16 protein-coding genes are annotated in these 21,422 nt (G+C 42.7%); 8 read left to right on the top strand and 8 right to left on the bottom strand.

The window, feature by feature from the left end; all coding sequences use genetic code 11:
• Positions 1 to 36: 36 nt before the first annotated feature.
• A complete protein-coding gene (gene hscA, locus JFY49_RS07210; RefSeq protein WP_180043343.1) occupies positions 37 to 1,899 on the top strand; it encodes a Fe-S protein assembly chaperone HscA in 1,863 nt (620 codons plus the stop codon).
• A 13-nt stretch (positions 1,900 to 1,912) separates the two neighbouring features.
• Complete coding sequence (gene fdx, locus JFY49_RS07205; protein ID WP_086174266.1) at positions 1,913 to 2,251, top strand: ISC system 2Fe-2S type ferredoxin; 339 nt, start codon at positions 1,913 to 1,915, stop codon at positions 2,249 to 2,251.
• Positions 2,252 to 2,322: 71 nt separating this feature from the next.
• Here fdx and JFY49_RS07200 read toward each other — a convergent pair whose 3' ends face one another.
• From JFY49_RS07200 to aspA, 5 genes are all read right to left on the bottom strand, one after another.
• Complete coding sequence (locus JFY49_RS07200) at positions 2,323 to 3,783, bottom strand: adenylate/guanylate cyclase domain-containing protein (protein WP_180043345.1); 1,461 nt, start codon at positions 3,781 to 3,783, stop codon at positions 2,323 to 2,325.
• A 65-nt stretch (positions 3,784 to 3,848) separates the two neighbouring features.
• Positions 3,849 to 4,283, bottom strand: coding sequence for an HIT domain-containing protein (locus JFY49_RS07195; protein WP_200224644.1), 435 nt, complete (start codon positions 4,281 to 4,283; stop codon positions 3,849 to 3,851).
• Between the two features lie 233 nt (positions 4,284 to 4,516).
• Positions 4,517 to 7,975, bottom strand: coding sequence for a transcription-repair coupling factor (gene mfd, locus JFY49_RS07190; RefSeq protein WP_200224643.1), 3,459 nt, complete (start codon positions 7,973 to 7,975; stop codon positions 4,517 to 4,519).
• A gap of 133 nt (positions 7,976 to 8,108) precedes the next feature.
• The gene (locus tag JFY49_RS07185; protein ID WP_200224642.1) at positions 8,109 to 8,480 is read right to left on the bottom strand and encodes a hypothetical protein; all 372 of its coding nucleotides are present in this window, start codon (positions 8,478 to 8,480) and stop codon (positions 8,109 to 8,111) included.
• 140 nt (positions 8,481 to 8,620) lie between these two features.
• The gene (gene aspA / locus JFY49_RS07180) at positions 8,621 to 10,069 is read right to left on the bottom strand and encodes an aspartate ammonia-lyase (protein WP_200224826.1); all 1,449 of its coding nucleotides are present in this window, start codon (positions 10,067 to 10,069) and stop codon (positions 8,621 to 8,623) included.
• Positions 10,070 to 10,530: 461 nt separating this feature from the next.
• Between aspA and putP the strand changes: the two genes are divergently transcribed.
• Complete coding sequence (gene putP / locus JFY49_RS07175; protein ID WP_200224641.1) at positions 10,531 to 12,069, top strand: sodium/proline symporter PutP; 1,539 nt, start codon at positions 10,531 to 10,533, stop codon at positions 12,067 to 12,069.
• Positions 12,070 to 12,133: 64 nt separating this feature from the next.
• On the opposite strand, the gene JFY49_RS07170 is transcribed toward putP, so the two are convergent.
• Positions 12,134 to 12,619, bottom strand: coding sequence for an Lrp/AsnC ligand binding domain-containing protein (locus JFY49_RS07170; RefSeq protein WP_200224640.1), 486 nt, complete (start codon positions 12,617 to 12,619; stop codon positions 12,134 to 12,136).
• Between the two features lie 118 nt (positions 12,620 to 12,737).
• Here JFY49_RS07170 and putA point away from each other — a divergent pair, with 118 nt between their 5' ends.
• On the top strand, positions 12,738 to 16,508 hold the full coding sequence (putA, locus tag JFY49_RS07165; protein WP_200224638.1) for a trifunctional transcriptional regulator/proline dehydrogenase/L-glutamate gamma-semialdehyde dehydrogenase: 3,771 nt from the start codon (positions 12,738 to 12,740) through the stop codon (positions 16,506 to 16,508).
• 21 nt (positions 16,509 to 16,529) lie between these two features.
• On the opposite strand, the gene JFY49_RS07160 is transcribed toward putA, so the two are convergent.
• Positions 16,530 to 16,709, bottom strand: coding sequence for a hypothetical protein (locus JFY49_RS07160; RefSeq protein ID WP_200224637.1), 180 nt, complete (start codon positions 16,707 to 16,709; stop codon positions 16,530 to 16,532).
• A 115-nt stretch (positions 16,710 to 16,824) separates the two neighbouring features.
• Here JFY49_RS07160 and trmA point away from each other — a divergent pair, with 115 nt between their 5' ends.
• The 3 genes from trmA to JFY49_RS07145 all read left to right on the top strand — a co-directional run bounded on the left by trmA (position 16,825) and on the right by JFY49_RS07145 (position 19,918).
• A complete protein-coding gene (trmA, locus tag JFY49_RS07155; RefSeq protein ID WP_166168278.1) occupies positions 16,825 to 17,907 on the top strand; it encodes a tRNA (uridine(54)-C5)-methyltransferase TrmA in 1,083 nt (360 codons plus the stop codon).
• Between the two features lie 251 nt (positions 17,908 to 18,158).
• Positions 18,159 to 18,389, top strand: a complete 231-nt coding sequence (locus tag JFY49_RS07150) for a hypothetical protein (RefSeq protein ID WP_086196359.1) — start codon at positions 18,159 to 18,161, stop codon at positions 18,387 to 18,389.
• Positions 18,390 to 18,673: 284 nt separating this feature from the next.
• On the top strand, positions 18,674 to 19,918 hold the full coding sequence (locus tag JFY49_RS07145; protein WP_200224636.1) for an OmpP1/FadL family transporter: 1,245 nt from the start codon (positions 18,674 to 18,676) through the stop codon (positions 19,916 to 19,918).
• A gap of 17 nt (positions 19,919 to 19,935) precedes the next feature.
• Here the strand turns inward: JFY49_RS07145 and JFY49_RS07140 are convergent, their stop codons facing one another.
• Positions 19,936 to 20,709 carry a phosphodiester glycosidase family protein gene (locus JFY49_RS07140; protein ID WP_227609567.1) on the bottom strand — a complete coding sequence of 258 codons (774 nt, stop codon included), beginning with the start codon at positions 20,707 to 20,709 and terminating at the stop codon, positions 19,936 to 19,938.
• A 143-nt stretch (positions 20,710 to 20,852) separates the two neighbouring features.
• On the opposite strand from JFY49_RS07140, the gene JFY49_RS07135 reads away from it, so the two are divergent.
• Complete coding sequence (locus JFY49_RS07135) at positions 20,853 to 21,386, top strand: lecithin retinol acyltransferase family protein (RefSeq protein WP_200224635.1); 534 nt, start codon at positions 20,853 to 20,855, stop codon at positions 21,384 to 21,386.
• The last annotated feature ends 36 nt before the right edge of the window (positions 21,387 to 21,422 follow it).

Below are 21,422 nucleotides of genomic sequence, written 5' to 3'. Positions count from 1 at the left end.
TTATTTTTTAATTTTTAGTTCTAAGGATGTAACACAATGGCTCTCTTGCAAATTGCAGAACCCGGTCAATCAAGTGCACCGCATGAACACCGCATTGCAATTGGTATCGACTTGGGTACTACGCATTCATTGGTTGCCACAGTACTTTCCGGTAAAGCTAAAGTTCTGAACGACGAACAAGGCCGAGTGTTACTTCCCTCTATTGTTCACTACAGCCATAACACCACCCATTATGGTGATGAAGCCAAGCCGTTTACTACTACAGATCCTAAAAACACCATTGTCTCCGTGAAACGTTTTATGGGACGCTCGAAAACAGACATCAAATTCCAGCACCCTTACACTTTGGTGGGTGAAGACAATCAGATGCCTGCTTTTGAAACTGCACAAGGCCGTAAAACTCCTGTCGAGATTTCTGCAGAAATTCTAAAACAGCTGAAAGACCGTGCTGAAGACAGTTTAAAAAATGAAGTGAATGGTGCGGTAATCACTGTTCCAGCCTATTTTGATGAGGCACAACGTCAGGCAACACGTGATGCTGCCCAACTGGCCGGTTTAAATGTTTTACGTCTACTGAATGAGCCTACTGCTGCGGCTGTGGCTTATGGCCTAGACCAGGAAACCAATCTCGCTCACGATCAAAATTATGTGATTTATGACCTGGGTGGCGGTACTTTTGACGTATCTATCCTGCGTTTTTCCCAAGGTGTATTCGAAGTTTTAGCGACTGGCGGACATACTGCTTTAGGTGGTGATGACCTGGATCGCCTAATTGTGAAATGGGCTAAAAAACAACTGAATATTGAAACCTTAGATGATGCCGAATATGCACATTTTATTGTTTCTGCACGTAAAGCAAAAGAAGCCTTGTCAGATGCCGAGTCAGTTGAACTGAAAGTTTTAGATCAGGCTCTGACTTTAGACCGTGCTACATTTGAAGACATCATTAAAGTTGCTTTAGACAAAACCATCAGCGTATGTAAACGCGTGATGCGTGATGCCAAACTTGAACTGGATGACATTAAAAATGTCGTGCTTGTAGGTGGTTCTACTCGCTCTTATGCGGTGCAAAAGGCTGTTCGTGAAGTCTTCAATCAGGAACCGCTATGCACCATCAACCCGGACGAGGTGGTCGCAATTGGTGCCTCTATTACAGCGAATCAGCTCATTGGCAACTCCAAAGATGGTTCATTGTTATTAGACGTTACCCCTTTATCACTCGGTCTGGAAACCATGGGTGGTCTGGTGGAGCGTTTAATCTCACGCAATACGGCCATTCCTGTGGCGCGTCGTCAGGAATTCACTACTTATCAGGATGGCCAGACTGCCATGTTGATTCATGTGGTACAAGGTGAACGTGATCTGGTGGAACACTGCCGTAGTTTGGGTCGCTTTGTCTTGCATGGCATTCCGCCAATGACTGCCGGTCAGGCACGTATTGAAGTCACTTTTCAGGTTGATGCCGATGGCCTGTTAACTGTTGCTGCCAAGGAAACCACGTCTGGTGTACATGCTCAAATCGACATTAAACCTTCTTATGGTTTATCTGATGCCGATACCGAACGCTTACTGATTGATGGCTTCAAATATGCGGAAGAAGATAAACATCTTCGTCATTTGCAAGAAACCAAGGTTGAAGCAAAACGTGAGCTGGAAGCACTGGAACAAGCCCTAAAAGTGGATGCCCAGCTATTAACTGCTGAACAGTTAGTATCGTTAAATCAAGCCAAAGCTCAACTTGAGGCTCAACTCGAAACCACCGATATTAAAGCGATTGAACAAGCTGTAGAACAGCTTAAAATACACAGTGATGCTTTTGCTGCTGCACGCATGAACCAACATATTGATGCAGCTTTGAAAGGCACTAAACTTGATGACTGGTCAAACTCGGACCAATAAACAGGAAAAAATTATGCCACGTATTAAAGTTCTTCCACATGCGCAAATTTGCCCTAATGGTGCCGAGTTCGAAGTTGAACAGGATGCCAACCTGTGCGAAAGCCTGTTAAAAAATGGTATCAAGATTGAACATGCATGTGATATGTCTTGTGCTTGTACCACCTGTCATGTCGTAGTTCGCAAAGGTTTTGACAGCCTCGAAGAAATGACAGATGTAGAAGCAGATTTACTAGATCGTGCCTGGGGTCTGGAACCGGATTCACGCCTTTCATGCCAAGTGAAAATTGTCGATGAAGATTTGGAAGTCGAAATTCCCAAATATACCATCAATCACGCCTCAGAAAATCATTAAGATTTTCGCTCATAAAAAACCACGCAATCGCGTGGTTTTTTTATCTGTAAACATCATCTCAATCATGATTTTTAGTGGTATTGCTCGTCCTTCTCATCTTCAATCACATCTTCCAGATTGAGTCGAACAATACCTTCTGAGTTGGTCAATTTTTGCTGTTTTTGAATCCGCTTAATCATCTTTTCCAAAACTTGGATCAACTCTGGATATTCATAATTTTGAACCTCATCCAGATTCAGCAACAAATGGAAACCCTTGTACTCATAATCAAACCAGCGCTGATAATCCAATTTACGCGAGGTATATTTTTCCATAACTTGCCAGGTCTTTACCGGACCGTGAATCCCTTTAAGCGTAATAGGTTTTTTCGGCGCACATAAATAGTCATTTTTAATTAAATTATAGGTTTCATCTGAAATCAGGATTTCATCGACTGCTGCCGCACTTTGCAGCCGTGCTGCCAGATTGGCATCACGTCCAACAATGGTATATGCCATACGATGTGCTGCGCCATAGTTCCCTACGTGACAATAACCAGTACTAATCCCCATACGGATATGCAAAGCCGGATAGCCCATCTTGATCCAGCGTTCACGCAGCAGTTTCATTTGTTGACGCATATCAATTGCCATGTCTAGACAAGTTTTGGCATCTTGCTCCACCCCTTGCGAGATTGGATCACCAAAGAAAATCAGGATCGCATCACCCATAAACTTGTCGACAGTCGCTTCATACTGCTTGGCAATTTCAGTCATATGACTTAAATAGTCATTGAGCAGGAATGCCAAATCATCTGGAATAAGCGTTTCTGAAAGTTCGGTAAAACCTTGAATATCTGAAAAGAAAATGGTCATTTTCTTACGTTTGTATTCAATTTTGGCTTCCGACTCACCTTTCATGATCGATTGCCACAACTGCACAGGTGCATATCGGCTCAGCTGATTTGCGAACTCCATATAACGATTCATTTGATCGTAATAATAGGTTCGACGATTACTGATATGTTGAATCTGGCTGCTTTGATAAAAACTACCCACACCAAAAAAAGTAATTAAACAGATAAAACCTAAAACGGTTAACTCACCAGTGGTTTGTTCAAAATACTCACCAAAACCAAAAATCAGAATATTACACAGATAAAAATTTGCGATTCCAATCAGGCTTGCCAATGACACAGCTAAAAAAGAAATCTTGTTGGTGATTGCGGTATATAAAATGACAAACAGTGAAATGAAAGTCAGAACCAGGTTTAAATGAATAGCAGATAAAATAACCGAAATAACAACTACATCGGTAATAAACAAGACACTGCGTTTTATATTGGAATTATAACGATACTGCAGCCAGGTCGATAATCTTGGCGTAATCAGAAAAATGAACAACAGGAAAAAAGGAATATAAATCTGGTATTGGGTGTCAGAAGCCGTGTAATGGTAGACAGTAACGAGTAAAGACAACATCATATATCCCATCAAACGATGGAAATACTCAAATTGTCTGGGTTCTTTTCTAATCCAGTCGTCTAATGACACTCAATCACTCCTGATTCGAGTCTTGACACCATAAATTCCATACTATGGCTTTCAATGGCTTGGAATTAATCCATACGCCAGTCAAATGGCATATCACCCTGACCACGCAATGCGAGCATCAAGGTTTGACGCATATGTGCAAGAACTTCATTGGTATAAGGAATAGCTGGAGTACCCCATACTGGTTTTGGCCAAGCCACGTCATTTTTATAGCGCACGACATGATGAAAATGCAATTGTGGAACCATATTCCCAAGAGCGGCCACATTCATTTTGTCTGCGCGGAATACGCGTGCAAGCTGACTCGATAACCAGCTCGATTCACGCAGGAACTGTTCCTGGTCAGCCTGACTTAATTCATATAATTCGCTCACGCCCGGCACGCGTGGAATTAATATGAGCCACGGAAATTGCATATCATTCATTAAACGACATGTTGACAGTGGAAAGTCGCCTACAAAAAAAGTATCTTGAGCAAGTTGTGGATGCAAACTAAACATATCTTTATAAATTATGCAAAATTAGAATGATGGCTAATACTATCACATCCAATGGGGCGTGAATATTCTATGCAATGTGTTTCATTACAAATAAACCACTATTTGCAATGAACGCATGAACATTCACGAATTTAATAAATTTCTTTAAAAAATCAAGCGCTTCATCTCACGATTTTTAAAAATCTGCACAAATTGCAAAGCGAGTGCATAAATCTTATACACTCCCTGTCAAATCAATGAATTTCTTTCAATAAACTGTCCAATAAATCGATAATAAACTGGATACGCTTTTGATAATCTTCCAGCATGACCATGACTTTCAGGCGTTGCCCGCCATCCATGCGGAAAAAGGTCGGATGTTTTTGCATCATTTGAATAATACTGATGGCCTGTACTGGTGTTTCTGGTGAAAATTCAATATGACCACCGTTAGCACTGATATCAATTTTGGTAATGCCCAGCTGCTCCGCTTTCAAACGAATCTGATGCACAGCAAATAACTGCTTCACTGGCTGCGGTGGCACACCAAACCGGTCAATCAGCTCCATGCGGATATTATCGAGTTTTTCCTGGGTATCGGTATTACTGATGCGTTTATAGAACAATAGGCGCTGATGCACATCTCCCAGATATTCATCTGGAATCAAGGCTGGCATATGTAGATTGATTTCCGCAATCAGGGACAATGGTGCATCGAAATTCGGGGTTTTGCCTTTTTGGATGGCTTTGGTGGCTTTTTCCAGCATTTCCATATACAGGCTATAACCAATCGCCTGCATGGAGCCACTTTGCTGTTCGCCCAACAGTTCACCGGCACCACGAATTTCCAGATCTTCCGTCGCCAGCATGAAACCGGCCCCTAAATTCGATGCGCGCTGAATCGCATCCAGACGTTTCTCTGCATCTCCCTTTAACCCCTTGATTGAAGGTACCAGCAAGTAGGCATAAGCTTGATGGTGTGAACGTCCGACACGGCCCCGTAATTGGTGCAACTGGGCAAGTCCCAGCTTATCAGCGCGTTCAATTAAAATGGTATTGGCATTGGGAACGTCAATCCCGGTTTCAATAATGGTTGAACAGACCAGCACATTGTATTCTTTATGATAGAACTGCTGCATCACCTGCTCCAGTTCACGTTCCCGCATTTGGCCATGAGCAACCGCCACCCGGGCCTCAGGCACCAGTTCACGAATATTTTCAGCAGTACGCTCAATGGTATCCACTTCATTATGCAGGAAATATACCTGTCCACCGCGCAGCAATTCACGCAGAATCGCCTCTTTAATGGATTCACTGGTCTGTTCCTGTACAAAGGTTTTCACAGCCAGACGACGTGCAGGCGGTGTAGCGATAATCGAAAGGTCGCGCATCCCGCTAAAGGCCATATTTAAAGTTCGTGGAATTGGCGTCGCGGTGAGAGTCAGCATATCGACATCTGCACGCATAGCTTTAATACGTTCTTTATCACGTACCCCAAAACGATGCTCTTCATCGACAATCATCAGGCCCAGATTTTTAAACTGGATATTCTGCTGCAAAATTTTATGTGTACCAATCACAATATCGACTTTACCATCAGCCAGGTCTTCAATGGTTTTGCTATGGGATTTGCTCGAACCAAACCGTGACAGTACTTCAATACGGATCGGCCAGTCGGCAAAACGGTCTTTAAACGATTCATAATGCTGCTGTGCCAGCAAGGTCGTCGGAACCAGAACCGCCACCTGCTTGTTGTTTTGCACTGCAACAAATGCTGCACGCATCGCCACTTCAGTCTTACCAAAACCAACATCACCACATACCAGACGATCCATCGGTTTGGCCAGCTGCATGTCGTGCAAAGTTGCTTCAATGGCATTGGCCTGATCCAAGGTTTCTTCATAGGCAAAGCCGCTGGCAAACTGCATATATGGACTTTGTTCCAGTTCAAAGCTAAAACCGGGTTTAGAGTGACGGCGTGCCTGAATATGCAGCAGTTCAGCAGCAACATCATGGATTTGCTCCAGCGCTTTACGTTTTGCCTTGCTCCAGGCATCGGTTCCCAGTTTATGCAAAGGTGCCAAGTCCGGATCGCCGCCGCTATAACGGCTGATTAAATGCAGATTGGTGACCGGAACATAGACCTTGGCAGCATCAGCATAATCCAGCTGTAAAAATTCATGTTCCTGGTCGTCAATGCTTAAAGTGACCAGGCCGGCATAACGTCCGACCCCATGATCGATATGCACCACAGGGGCACCAATACTCAGTTCAGTTAAACTGCGAATCAGGAATTCTTCGGATACTTCTTGCTGACGCTTGCGGCGGCGCTGCACCACCCGATGTTCATAGAGCTGGTTTTCCGAGATGATGGTGAGCTGATCTGGAATGACCAGACCCCGATCCAGCGGTGCACTGGTAATGGCTATAGCATGTAAAGAGCTTGTGAATTGTGCATAATTTTCAACATTGGGAATATCTCCCAGCGCTGGACGCAAGGCATCTTTGAGTGTTTCACGGCGTCCGGCACTTTCAGCCACCAGCAGGACCGGATGATTGGCAGCATCAATATATTTTTTAACCGCAGAAAACGGTTTTTCCTGTTTTGGATCTACCGGTAAGCGCGGTGGAGTTTCCATATTGAAATTAATCACACCGCTTTTTTCAGCGAATGTTTCTGTTGAGGCAATAATTCTGGCGAACTGATTCAACTGCTCCAACACCTGATTCGGCTGCAAAAAGATGTCTTCTGGCGGCAAAATAGGCTGCTCGACATTATGACGGCGGTCTTCATAACGATGCAGCACATCTTTCCAGAAACTGGTTAACCCTTCCTCCAGATGCTTATCTGTAATGACAATGCCATTCTTAGGTAAGTACGCCATGAGGGTACTTTGCGTTTGCATCGCCTCTTTACTAAAGAATAAGGGAAAATAAAACTCCAGTCCTGGTGAGGCAATACCTTCTAATGCATCTTGATAGATTGGATTTTTCTTCGGATTTGTTGTGGGAAATTTTTCCGCATAACGGTCACGGAAAGTGGCGCGTCCTTCTTTAAGCGGAAACTCCTTGGCAGGTAATACAGAAAACTGTTGTAGCGTTTGGGTTGTTCTTTGAGTTTCAGGATCAAAAAACTTTAAGCTTTCAATTTCATCATCAAACAGATCAATACGAATGGGTGCACTTTGACCGGACGCGTAAATATCCATAATGCTGCCACGCACAGCAAATTCACCATGATCATAAACGGTATCGACCAGATGATAACCGGCCTGGATTAAACGCAGTTTCTGTTGTTCAAGTTCAAATTTCTGTCCCACTTGAATATCAAAATGTTCGCCCAATACCCATGAAGCCGGTGCAACACGCTGTGCCAAAGTTGATGCAGATAAAAGCAGCACGCCCTGCTTCGGCATATTGGATAAAATGGAAAGCCGCTCTGACACAATATCCTGATGGGGAGACAAACGGTCATAAGGCAAAATTTCCCAATCCGGGAAAATCGTCGGTTTAATCCCGTAAAATTCCAGTTCACTTTCCAACTGTCCCAAATGCTGATTATTTTTGGCCACCAAAATGAATAATTGCTTGCTTTGTGTGGCAATTTCTTTGAAGAGTAAAGCGGCAGATGAGCCTTGTAAATTACCGACCCAGCGTTTTTCGCCTGCTTTTAACTGTTGCAGATGGAGTTGAGAAATTTCTTGTTGGAACATGTATATAGCTTTTGGTCTAAATGACATGGACCGTATATTAGCATGGGTTTTTTCTTGGTTGAGTTATTTTTATATACAGCAAATGATCGCATCTAAATCCTTTTAGATGCCGAGCACATAAGTCTTTGTCCAATTATTTTTCGCGCAGGAAATTACGATAGTAATCATTTAGTTTCTGAATGATCTGCTTGAACTGTAACAGGTTTTCTTCAGTATTACCCAAACGTGCAACAAAACGCTGACTGGCAATTTCCAGATCAATTTTTTCATTAATCAGAATGGCAGTAAAATATAAAGTTTTTAAATCATCAAAGCTGTTCAATTTGCGATTGGAAAAATAAGCCAAACGTTCAGACAGCTGATTGACCACGATTCCATCCACAATATAGCCCTGTTCCGGATCAAACTGGATATTATTTTCTTGAAGATACAGCTGTTCAGGAGAAGGTTTTGAACTTTTAAGCAGTCCTGAACCTGTAAATAGTCCGGCAAGTTTATTCAGCATGAGCATGGCATATAGAAAAAATCCCAGCTATTTTAACCCTGAGCTGCATCATCTTCACCCCTATTTTTTCATAAAAAAGATCGCTGTTTAAATTGCGACCTTTTTTATTCAGATCATGATTAAATTTTTGTAGCCAGCAATTAGCCAACCTGTGCCAAAGGTTCATGCTGTAAGCTTACTTCTGAAACCAGATTACTAAAAGCAAAAATTTCATCCAGCTGTGCTTGAGTCAGTAATTCCCTTTCCAAAACCACCTGCTGAATAGTTTTATTTTCAGCAATGCACTGTTTCCCAATTTCATCACATTTGGCATGTCCTAAAATCGGATCCAGCAAAGTGACAATGCCGACACTGCGCATTACAGCGTCATAACAGACCTGCTCATTGGCCTGAATACCTTGAATACATTTACGGTCAAGGCTGACCACCGCTTGGGTGAGAAGTTCAATCGACTCATTAATTGCAACAGCAATCACCGGTTCCATGACATTGAGTTGTAATTGCCCGGCTTCTGCTGCCAGAGTCACAGTTAAATCATTACCAATCACTTTATAGGCAATTTGGTTCACCACTTCAGGAATCACAGGGTTAATCTTGGCTGGCATAATGGATGAACCCGCCTGTAATTCGGGTAAACGAATTTCACCCAGTCCGGCACGCGGTCCCGAACTTAATAGGCGTAAATCATTACAAATTTTTGAAAGTTTTACCGCCAGACGTTTAAGCGTACTGGATAAAATAATAAATACCCCGCAATCGCTGGTGGCTTCGACATAGTCTTCTGCACCCACCAGATTCAAGCCGGTAATTTTGTTTAAGGATTGAATCGCTGCATGGGCATAACCTTGGGGTGTATTCACTCCTGTTCCAATGGCTGTGGCCCCCAGATTCACTTCCAGTAAAAGCTCACGGGTACGTTGAATCAGATGTATATCTTCCTTTAATAAGGTAGCAAATGCACGGAACTCTTGTCCCAAAGTCATCGGAACCGCATCTTGCAGCTGGGTACGTCCCATTTTTACCACAAATTGAAACTCTGTCGCCTTGATATATAAGCTATCAACTATTTTTTGAATCTGAAGCAACAAATTGTCCAGACTATAATAAGTGGCTAAACGCAGTGCCGTCGGATAGACATCATTGGTGGATTGCGATTTATTGACATGATCATTCGGATGAATATGTTCATATTGCCCCTTATGAAAACCCAAATGCTCCAAGGCAATATTGGCCAAGACTTCATTGGTGTTCATATTAATGGAGGTTCCTGCGCCCCCCTGATAAATATCTAAAGGAAAAGCTTCACTCCATTGTTCAGGCGATTCGATTAATGCATTACAGGCAAATTGTATGGCCTGACTAACCTGTTCTGAAATTTTGCCAAATTCTAAATTGGCTTGGGCAGAGGCTTTTTTGACTTGTGCCAAAGCACGGATAAAGTGAAGCTGACTTCCCACCTTCTGATTAGAAATCTGGAAATTCTCCAGAGCCCTTACAGTATGAATGCCATAATAACACTCGGCGGGAACTTCTTTTGCTCCCAATAAATCACGCTCTATTCTTGTATTGTCGGGTTGAACTGTTGTCACTTTATATATACTCACATGTATGCACTAGAATTGTGCAATTGAAAAAATATTAAGGCTTTACGCTATTTTAAATATTGTAAAAAGATATTTATTTGGCAATGCTCTTTAACCAAATACATGGACTCTGTAGCAAATGTAAGCATTTGTAACTACCTTAGCGCTTCCAATTTTCATCACTAAAAAATCAGGCGCAAAAATTTTTGAGCGTTATTTCTAATTTAAAGTAGACAATTATTCGCACAAGATGAATGACATTAAGTTACACACTTATAAGTTATTTATTTTATTAATTTTTTATCAATTGTATCTGAAAATACATTCCGCTACATAACACGCGATTAAATCCCTTAGAAATGTTACAGAAGGTAATTTCAATTTTATGGTTGAATCAGCGCCTGACTGAACCTGCACAAAAAATCATCTTGGAAAGATGTTATTCATAAGGACATAAGGATGCGCCCATGAGTGAACTTAACCCCACCCTCATCACATTTATTTTTTATATTATTGCCATGGTTGGTATAGGACTGTATGCCTATAAAGCCACCTCCGACTTTTCAGATTACATTCTCGGAGGACGCAGTCTGGGCAGCGTGGTCACCGCCCTTTCTGCAGGAGCTTCCGATATGAGTGGCTGGTTGCTCATGGGTTTACCCGGTGCGATCTATCTTTCAGGTTTGTCGGAAGCCTGGATTGCGATTGGCCTGATTATTGGCGCATGGCTGAACTGGCTGTTAGTCGCCGGTCGCTTACGTGTCCATACCGAAGTGCAGAACAATGCTTTAACCCTGCCGGACTATTTCACCAGTCGTTTTGGTGACCGCAAACGTGTGCTACGGATGATCTCGGCTCTGGTAATCCTGGTATTTTTCTCCATTTACTGTGCATCAGGCATGGTGGCAGGTGCACGATTATTCGAAAGTATTTTTGGCATGTCTTACACGACAGCGCTCTGGATCAGTGCAATCGCCACCATCAGCTATGTATGCATTGGTGGTTTCCTAGCAATTAGCTGGACCGATACCTTTCAAGCAGGACTGATGATTTTCGCGCTGCTGCTTACTCCTATTATGGCTTATATGGCCATCGGTGATCATAGCCAGCAGTTGGCCACAGTGATTGAAACAGCTCGTCCACATGCCACCAATATGCTTTCAGGATTAAGTACAGTCGCCATTTTATCATCTATGGCTTGGGGCTTAGGCTATTTTGGACAGCCACATATTCTGGTGCGTTTTATGGCAGCAGATTCGGTCAAGACAATTCCGGCGGCACGTCGAATTGGCATGAGCTGGATGATTCTATGTTTAGGGGGTGCAGTCGGTGCCGGTTTCATTGGCATTGCTTACTTCCAGCAGCATGCAGAACTTGCCGGCGTGGTTTCCCAGAATCCTGAAACCATTTTTATGGAACTGACCAAAATCCTGTTTAATCCCTGGATTGCAGGCATAATTTTGGCAGCAATTTTAGCTGCGGTAATGAGTACCCTGAGCTGTCAGCTTTTGGTCTGCTCAAGCACCCTGACGGAAGATTTATACAAAGCCTTCCTGCGCAAAAATGCTTCGCAAAAAGAACTGGTCTGGGTTGGACGCTTGATGGTACTGGCAATTGCAGTGCTTGCCATTATTCTGGCAAGCAATCCAAACAGTAAGGTTCTAGGTCTGGTTGCCTATGCCTGGGCCGGTTTCGGTGCTGCATTTGGCCCGCTGATTATCCTGTCCTTGTTCTGGAAACGCATGACCTTAAACGGCGCAATCATGGGGATTATTGTCGGTGCAATTACGGTAATTGTGTGGAAAAATACCATGGCCAGCACCGGATTATATGAAATTATTCCCGGTTTTATTCTGTCATTTGTGAGCATTGTCGTGGTCAGCCTATTAGAAAAAGCTCCGTCACACGAAGTACTTCAGCGTTTCGAGCAAGCAGACAAATTGTACAAGAAAGAAATGGCAGAACTGCAAAATGGGCTACCCGCCCAATCTGAGAACGCAGGATAAAGCTTTGAGGATATTTTCTTTCACCAGATAAACTTCAAGGGGCATTAAGCCCCTTGTTTTATTTTTATCCTTTGTTTTTCAGATAAATTTTAGAACTTTCCTTAATCACTTCCATCACCGGATAACTTCGTGTCTCTTTAATTCCGGGAAGACGCCACAGGACCTGCCCTGAAATTTTCCGAAATTCTTCCATATTGGCACAGCGGATTTTCACAACAAAATCAAATCCGCCACTGATCATGTGACATTCCACAATTTCAGGATATTGCATGATTGCATCAGAAAATTCCTCCAAAACATTGGGGGTAGTTTTATCCAGTAAAATCTCGACAAACACTACGAAACTGGCATTAAGCATGTCAGGATTCAGCTTGGCTTCATAGCCCAAAATAAACCCATCTTTGGTCAGTTTCTGTACCCTTGCCAAAGCTGCGGTCGGGGATAAATTTACCGCTTCGGCCAGTTTAATATTCGAAATCCGGCCATCATTTTGCAGAATATCTAAAATTTTGATATCTGTTCGGTCCAGGGTAAAAATCGGGCTGTGCATCAGAATTATTCTCTAAAATGAACCAAAATTATAGTGAGTTATTCGGCATTATTTCTGTAATCATAAATTATATAAAGCATTTTACTCAACAAAAATTTGGCAGTCACAGGATGTTGGCATGAATATAATGGACACTGAAACCCGCTTTGACCAGACAAAACCTCACTTTGGATATATTACCGAATTCAAAGAAAAAAATGATTATGAAGTTGAGGTAAATACTGCCTGGCGCCGTGCTGAACCTGACTGTGTTGAACATTTACTGGAACATAGCCAGATTTCTGAACAGCTGAACCAGCGTATTTATGATCTGGCATTCGATCTTGCCCATAGCTTGCGGGAACGTAAAAGCTCGAACGGTAAAGCCGGTATCGTACAGGGATTATTGCAAGAGTTTTCACTTTCCTCGCAGGAAGGTATTACCCTGATGTGTCTGGCTGAAGCCTTGCTACGGATTCCGGACAGCGCGACACGGGACTTGCTAATTCGCGACAAAATCAATCAGGGTAACTGGAAAGAACATGTGGGGCAAAGCAGCCTCATGTTTGTCAATGCCGCTGCCTGGGGGCTCATGCTGACCGGAAAACTGATGGAAACCCCAAAACAAAAAACTTTATCCAGCGTGCTCACAGGGCTTTTAGCCCGTAGTGGTCGCGGGATTATCCGTAAAGCTGTGGATGTCGCCATGCGGATGATGGGCGAGCAGTTTGTTACGGGTGAAACCATTCAGGAAGCGCTAGAACATGCAGAACCTTTGGAAGATAAAGGTTTCCGTTATTCTTATGACATGCTCGGTGAAGCCGCGCTGACCGAACATGATGCTGAACGCTATTTCCAGGATTATAGCAATGCTATCCATGCCATTGGTCAGGCCTCCAAAGACAAAGATGTCTATGACGGTCCGGGTATTTCCATCAAGCTTTCCGCCCTGCACCCACGTTATCAGCGTGCGCAGATTGACCGTGTGCATGAGGAGCTGTATCCCAAAGTACTGCAATTGGCAGAACTGGCAAAACGCTACAATATTGGCCTGAACATTGATGCCGAAGAATCTGAGCGTCTAGAAATTTCTTTAGAACTATTAGAGCGACTGTGTTTTGAGCCGGGCCTTGCCGACTGGAAAGGCATTGGGTTTGTGATTCAGGCCTATCAGAAACGCTGCTTCTACGTGGTGGACTATGTGGTGGACTTAGCCAAACGCAGTCAAAAACGCCTGATGATTCGTCTGGTTAAAGGCGCTTACTGGGATAGTGAAATCAAGAAGGCCCAAATTGAAGGCATGACGGACTACCCGGTGTTTACCCATAAAGTGCATACCGACCTGTCTTATATTGCCTGTGCGAAAAAACTGTTGGCTGCACCAGAGCAGATTTACCCGCAGTTCGCGACACATAATGCCCAGACTCTTGCAACCATTTATCATCTGGCCGATCCGAACCAATACTACAGTGGCCAATATGAATTCCAGTGCCTGCATGGCATGGGTGAACCACTGTATGAACAGGTAGTGGGCAATAAAACGGATAACAAACTGGGGGTGCCGTGCCGTATCTATGCCCCTGTAGGGAATCATGAAACCTTACTGGCTTATCTGGTAAGACGTTTACTGGAAAATGGCGCCAATACCTCTTTCGTCAACCGCATTGCAGATAAAAGCCTAAAAATTGAAGATCTGATTGAAAATCCGCATGCAGAGATTTTGAAAAATGCAGCCACAGAATCACAGGTGGGTCAGAAACACCCGGCTATTCCACTAGCACCTGATTTGTACGGCGATAACCGTCCAAACTCAGCAGGTCTGGATTTAGCCAATGATCATGACCTGACCGACCTCAACCAGACTGCACACAACCTGAGTCAGCATCAATGGCAGGCTCAAGTCTTGGGTAAAAACCTCGGTGTTGAAAATGACTCAACGGATGCAAGTTCACAGTCACTTCTTATTGTCAATCCTGCCGATCATCTAGATGTCGTGGGTCATGTACAGGAAGCAAGTGCTGATCAGGTCAATCAGGCCCTAGAAAATGCCGTTAATGCTCAAGCTGAATGGAACAATACCACTAAAGACACGCGTGCCGCTTGCTTACAGCGTGCAGCGGATATCATGCAATCACGCATGCAGGAACTGATGATTCTGTTATGCCGTGAAAGTGGCAAAACCTATGCCAATGCCATTGCCGAAGTTCGCGAAGCAGTCGACTTCCTGCGTTATTACGCAACACAAATGATCGATATGGATCAAGATGCTGTGATTCAACCCTTGGGTACGGTGCTATGTATCAGTCCATGGAATTTCCCTTTGGCGATTTTTACCGGACAAATCTCAGCGGCACTGGTTACTGGAAATACTGTCATTGCCAAACCGGCTGAACAAACGCCACTGATTGCAGCGCAAGCGATTCAGATTTTGTGGGAAGCCGGCATTCCTCAAGATGTGCTACAGCTACTGCCGGGGCAAGGTGAAACAGTCGGTGCACAATTAAGCAGTGATGCGCGTATTCAAGGCATCATGTTTACCGGGTCAACCGAAGTCGCCAAAATTTTGCAAAAGACCCTGGCGCAAAGACTGAGTCCATCAGGTCATCCTATTCCACTGATTGCGGAAACAGGTGGGCAAAATGCCATGATTGTTGACTCGTCGGCATTGACCGAACAGGTGATTCTGGATGTGGTGAGCTCGGCTTATGATAGTGCCGGCCAACGCTGTTCTGCCCTGCGTGTGCTCTGCGTGCAAGAAGACAATGCCGATAGTGTTATCCATATGCTGAAAGGTGCCATGCAACAACTGCGTGTTGGCAATCCCGCGCTATTAAAAACCGATATCGGCCCGGTAATTGATCTTGAAGCACAAAACAATATTCAGAAACATATTGATCAGATGCGTGGTAAAGGTCATTCCGTACATCAACTGATGTTAAATCCTGAACAGGATCAAAGCCTAGCACAAGGGACTTTTATTCCGCCGACTTTAATTGAATTGCCGAATCTGGACGATTTGCAGCGTGAAGTATTTGGTCCAGTTTTACATATGATCCGCTACAAATATGGTCAATTAGAACAGCTGCTTGAGCAGATCAATGCCAAAGGTTATGGTCTGACCATGGGACTGCATACCCGTATTGATGAGACCATTCAGACTGTCATTGCACATGCAGAAGTCGGCAATTTGTATATCAACCGTAATATTGTCGGTGCGGTGGTCGGTGTTCAGCCTTTTGGTGGTGAAGGCTTGTCCGGTACAGGCCCTAAAGCTGGCGGCCCGATTTATCTGTACCGTTTGATGCAGCACTGCTCTGCGAAAAAACTGGCTCGACCATTTGCAACTCAGGCACAAGCCACACAGCCAGCGCATCAGCCTTTATATGAAGTGTTTTATCAATGGGCAGAAAAAACCTTCCCTCAATATCAATTGCAACCGTGCCCTGCATTCTGTGCTGGCCATCATTATGAATTGCGAGGTCCGACCGGTGAAAGCAATCAATATGTAGTGTTGCCAAGAAAACGCGTGCTGTCTTTAGCGGATCAGGAACAGGATCAGATTCAGCAATTGGCGGCAATTTTTGCGGTTGGCAGCCAGCCTGTGGTTCTGGCTGAAAATACCTTTGTGCTCAAATATCTTTCTAAAATGCCCAAAGAAATTGAACAGCGTTTTGCCGTAATCCAGAACATTGAAAGCGCTGATTTTGATGCCGTACTGCATCACGGCAGTAAAGCACAACTGCAATACTTGCAAACTCAAATTGCTGCCCGTTCCGGGGCGATTATTGGCATCACGCATTTAAAACCGCTGGATCATAATATTCCTTTAGAACGATTGGTGATTGAGCATGCCATCAGTATCAATACCGCAGCCGCAGGAGGTAATGCCAGCCTGATGACCTTAAATTAAAACCTTAACCTCAACCCAAACTTAAAAATATACGTCAGCGCTTAACCCTATAACGACGTATCGTTTCCTCTTTGCCAAGTCAACTTCTCCCTGGTCTGGTTGACTTGGTTTCTTTTTGGTTTTGAAATCATTTAAACCATCCTGATTTTTTCCTTTGAATAAAAATCTGCCTTTATCATTCTTAATATCAAAAAAGCGCATTTGAATTTGAGTTCAATCACTATATTTCTGCTGCTGATTGGGGAATAAGTTTAGTCATCTTAGGCAAACTTTGTTACCATCCCTGTTTTCAATGTGTTTGTGATTTTTACTGCATATGACTTCAGCTTATCAGTTACAACTTGATGCCAAGATTGCACGTATTTCTGCTCAATTTGCCGAGTTTAATCCCCCTTCTTTAGAAGTATTTCAGTCGCCTGAACAAAACTTCCGTATGCGCGCAGAATTTCGGATTTGGCATACTGACGACGATATGTTTTATGCGATGTTTGAACGCAGTGAAGATAATCAAAAACAGGTGATTCGCATTGACGAATTCCCGATAGCCGATAAAAGCATTAACGATTTAATGCCTGTTCTGTTAAAAGAACTGAAAGCGACAGAAATTCTATCTAAGCGTTTATTTGAAGTTCATTTTCTAGCAACATTAAAAGGTGAAATGCTGGTTTCACTGGTTTACCGTTGCCCACTCAATGCAGAATGGGAAGTTGCAGCAAAAGCACTGTCTGATAAGCTCAACATTAAAATTTATGGTCGTAGCCGTGGTCAACGTGTCATTTTGACAGATGATTATGTGGTGGAAGAGTTAAAAGTATTCGATCGTACTTATCAATATAAGCAAATCGAAAGCAGCTTTACCCAGCCGAATGCACAAGTCTGCCAAAAAATGCTGGAATGGGCATGCAATGCGGCCAAACAGTCAGATAAAGACTTACTGGAATTGTACTGTGGCAATGGCAACTTTACCCTGCCACTGTCCACCAAGTTCAATCGCGTACTGGCAACCGAATTGGCCAAATCATCGGTCTACGCGGCGCAGTGGAATATTGAACAAAACCAGATTGATAATATTCAGGTGGCACGTTTATCGGCTGAAGAATTTACCGAGGCCTATAATGGCGAACGTGAATTCCGTCGCTTGCAGGAAGCAGAAATCGACATCACCAGCTATGACTTCGATACGGTATTTGTTGATCCACCGCGTGCAGGTATTGATGATGAAACATTAAAACTGCTACAGCGTTTTGAACGGATCATTTATATCTCATGTAATCCGGACACTTTACAGGACAATTTAAAGACTTTATCGAGTACGCATAAAGTGACCAAATTTGCCTTGTTTGATCAGTTCCCTTATACCCATCACGTCGAGTCGGGTGTGTTACTGGAAAAAATTTAAACAATTTATTTCTTTGTTAAGTTTGTAAATATATTTACATCAATGAAGCTCAATTGAGCTTCATTTATATTTCATTGAAAATAAATCATTTATAAATAATTCTGAATAGAAAATCTCATAATATCGTTAAAGTGTTCAATTACTATCGGAAAATTAAAGGTTCAATTGATTCTTTTATAGCTTTGGTAGACTTGTATTCCTCAAAAAACTGGATATATTTCGATCTATGTTAGGTTGTGTATGAAGGCTCTATGAGTTTTTGGCAAAAGCTGTTTTCTGCTCATCAACAGCAAAACGAACACAAGAATCAAATCTCGTGTGTTGAAAATGATTGCTCTTGCAAATCAAATGAACAATTGATCCAGGCTTTAACTCAAACAACAGATGAAAAAGTCATCATTGGAATTAAGAAAGTTTTAATTTCAAGAGGTTATAGCCGAAAAGAGTTAAATGAATTACAGCATCTACCACTGCGACAATAGAGTCTAAACCCTCTATATGAAGGCATTTAGTCAACTAAATGCCTTTTTATTTGCCCCCGAAAATTGTTATATAGCCCATTATGGCCAAATTTTAATACTTCGAAACATAGTTCCCATCATTTTTCCAGAATCTGCTATGCCACACAATGTAAAAGTGCTCTACTAGAATAAGAATTTTAACAAACCGATAGAACAGCCAAGCAAGTAAGAATAAAAGCAAGCAAGAATACAAGATAAAAAACAACAAGAGCAAAAAATAAAAATAAGCCTAAAAAGGAAAATATATGAAACGGTATTATCCTGGACTGGCAATATTATGCAGCCTAATCTCAAGTCATAGTCTGGCGGCAACCATGGATCAATCAGGACAATCCGTGTTGCCTTTTCTAGAATCAGGGCATTATTTTGAAGCCTCCATTACTGCTGCCGATCCTGAAGTGTCCGGGCATACCTTAGGTTCACGTCCAGATCTGGTTAATCCTGACAGTGCTGATAATACAACCGATAATATTGCCCAGACTTTCCAGTACCAGAGTGCCGCACTGAAACTGCAATTCGTTCCAAATTTCTCTTTTGGCATTCTCTATGATCAGCCATTTGGTTCAGATTTACACTATCCATTAAAAGACAATGGCAGTTTCTCCGATACCGCACTGAGCCAGCAAGGTACTCAGGTCAATGTCGACAGCCAAAACCTGAGTTTTATTTTAGGTTATCAACCTGTCAAAAATATTAACCTGTATGCCGGTCCTGCCTATCAAACCGTGGAAGGTCATGTCGCGCTACGTGGGCTGGTATATGCCCAATTTAATGGTTATAACGCCAAATTTAAACAGGATGCTGGCCTCGGCTGGAAAGCGGGTCTTGCCTATCAGGTTCCCGAGCTCGCACTAAAGGCTGCCTTGACTTATCACTCGAAAATAAATCATAAAATCAATGTAGAAGAAAACATTTTGGGCACACCTCTACTCCTAACAGACAATGCCAAAACCAAAATTTCTACCCCACAATCGGTCAATCTGAATTTCCAGACCAGTATCATGAGCGGAACTTTACTGTACTCGAACATACGATGGGTCAACTGGAAAGATTTTGTGATACGTCCTACCCAGTTCGGCGCATTATCGGCACTTGCCACCACGACCCTTAGTAATGGCAGTTATAGCGCAGGATTTAATCTGGATGATTATCAAAAAGACCAATGGAGTGTGACCTTAGGCATGGCACGACAATTAACCACGAAATGGTCCGCTGCTTTTGATCTCGGCTGGGATTCAGGCACGGGTAATCCTAGATCAATTTTAAATCCTACCAAGGGTTACAAAAATATAGGCTTGGGATTTCAGTTTAATCCTGAATCCAACTATTTTATTTCAGGGGGGATCAAATACTATTGGCTTGGTGATGCCACCGCACAAGATGGCACTTATTATCTTCCTCTTCCCGGGGTATCTGAAGCTTCACAGGTCGGTGAATTTAACAACAACCATGCGATAGGCTATGGTTTAAAAATTGGCTACAGGTTTTAATGGCTGGCGAACTTCATTTATTGAGTAGCACAGTTCTGTTGATCAATATAGGCCACCATCGGTCCCAGATTAAACAATGAATCTGAACGTTTTAACTGCGGAATATAGGCACTAGAGATTGAGCCGTCCAGATACAAGGCATTTTGCACTTTAAGCTGTTGTTGAAAAAATTGTGCAAATTGATAAAAACTCAACGCATTTCGACTGATCACAAAATATAAGCTTTGATCTTTAATCCCGACAGCATTTCTGATCTTAAAGGAATCTGAATCTTTTAAAAATTGGGGATTAATCTGCCCATCAATCACCAGCATAGGCCCCGATTGCGTCGCGTATTCGGCATTAAACTTGAGCTTTTGATAACTTTCTGTCTTTTCGATCAGGCTGTGATGCCGATTCCAGGCCAATACGCCATTGGGTTGCAGATAAAAATTGCCATATGCCTGTTTGACCGTGTTCAGTTTTTTCTGTTGCCGAGCTGCTTCAATATATAACCCGACCGGAGAATAGTCTGCATGATACATCCCGGCATTCATGGCAAAGAGCAGCTTTTCACATGCTTTCAGCTGTTTTGCCACAGCTTTAAATTTACCTAAGGGTTGATGGGTCTGGCGATCATTTAAAAACAGGCGCAAGTTTTGTGGCTGATCTATTTTTACAATATCAACATCTACAATATCAGTCTGCCAGCGCCGGGTATAAAGCTCTGCATAGGTGATACTGGTCAAACTGAGTAAGGTGATAACTGCACATTTTATTAACAATATTTTCTTCATGCTGCTATGGCTCATGAGGTATGCTGAATCCTGACATTTTTAATGCGCTGTAGTGTCATAAAAGCTAGTCAACTCAGTGAAATAGTCGATTCTTTTATAAAGAAGCAGTAAACTAAGTCACTAAAATATATTTGTAACTTTATTGGTTAAACGTCTACATGCAACAGCAGAAAATACGATTTCCTTTAGGGACGCATCTTATCGTTAAACATTTTGGATATTCTCATCACGGCATTTATGCAGGACGTGGCCGGGTTATTCATTATTCAGGTTTTGCCCATTTATTTAAGAAACGTCCCATTGAGATTACCTCACTGGAAAAATTCAGCTTTGGTAAAACCATTATTATCCAGCAATATAACAATCCTAAATTTCGCGGCCGCAAAGTGGTACGGCGTATGCGTTCACGAATGAACGAAAACCAGTATCATCTGATTATTAACAATTGCGAACACTTGTGTACCTGGGCCATTACTGGTGTGGAAAGCAGTCCTCAAGTCATCCGCATGATGAACCGTTTAACCACTATTGGTTATGTCAGCTCTCTCATGAGTTTTATGAACAGCATGCTGCTGACCCTCACCACCACCTGTTTTGCATTGGTGTTGTACATCAAGAAAAAGTTACGTGATAAAGCAAAAAAACAGATTCCGCATTATTTATGGTTAAAAGAACAGAATCACAAGCAGTGATCAAACCGGTCTGTCTTTTCCATTCCAGCCATAAAA

Origin of the sequence: Acinetobacter sp. CS-2, assembly GCF_016599715.1 — a bacterium.
Taxonomy (GTDB): Bacteria; Pseudomonadota; Gammaproteobacteria; order Pseudomonadales; family Moraxellaceae; genus Acinetobacter.
Note: the sequence above shows the minus strand (reverse complement) of the source record. Positions and strands in the feature narration are given on the sequence as shown.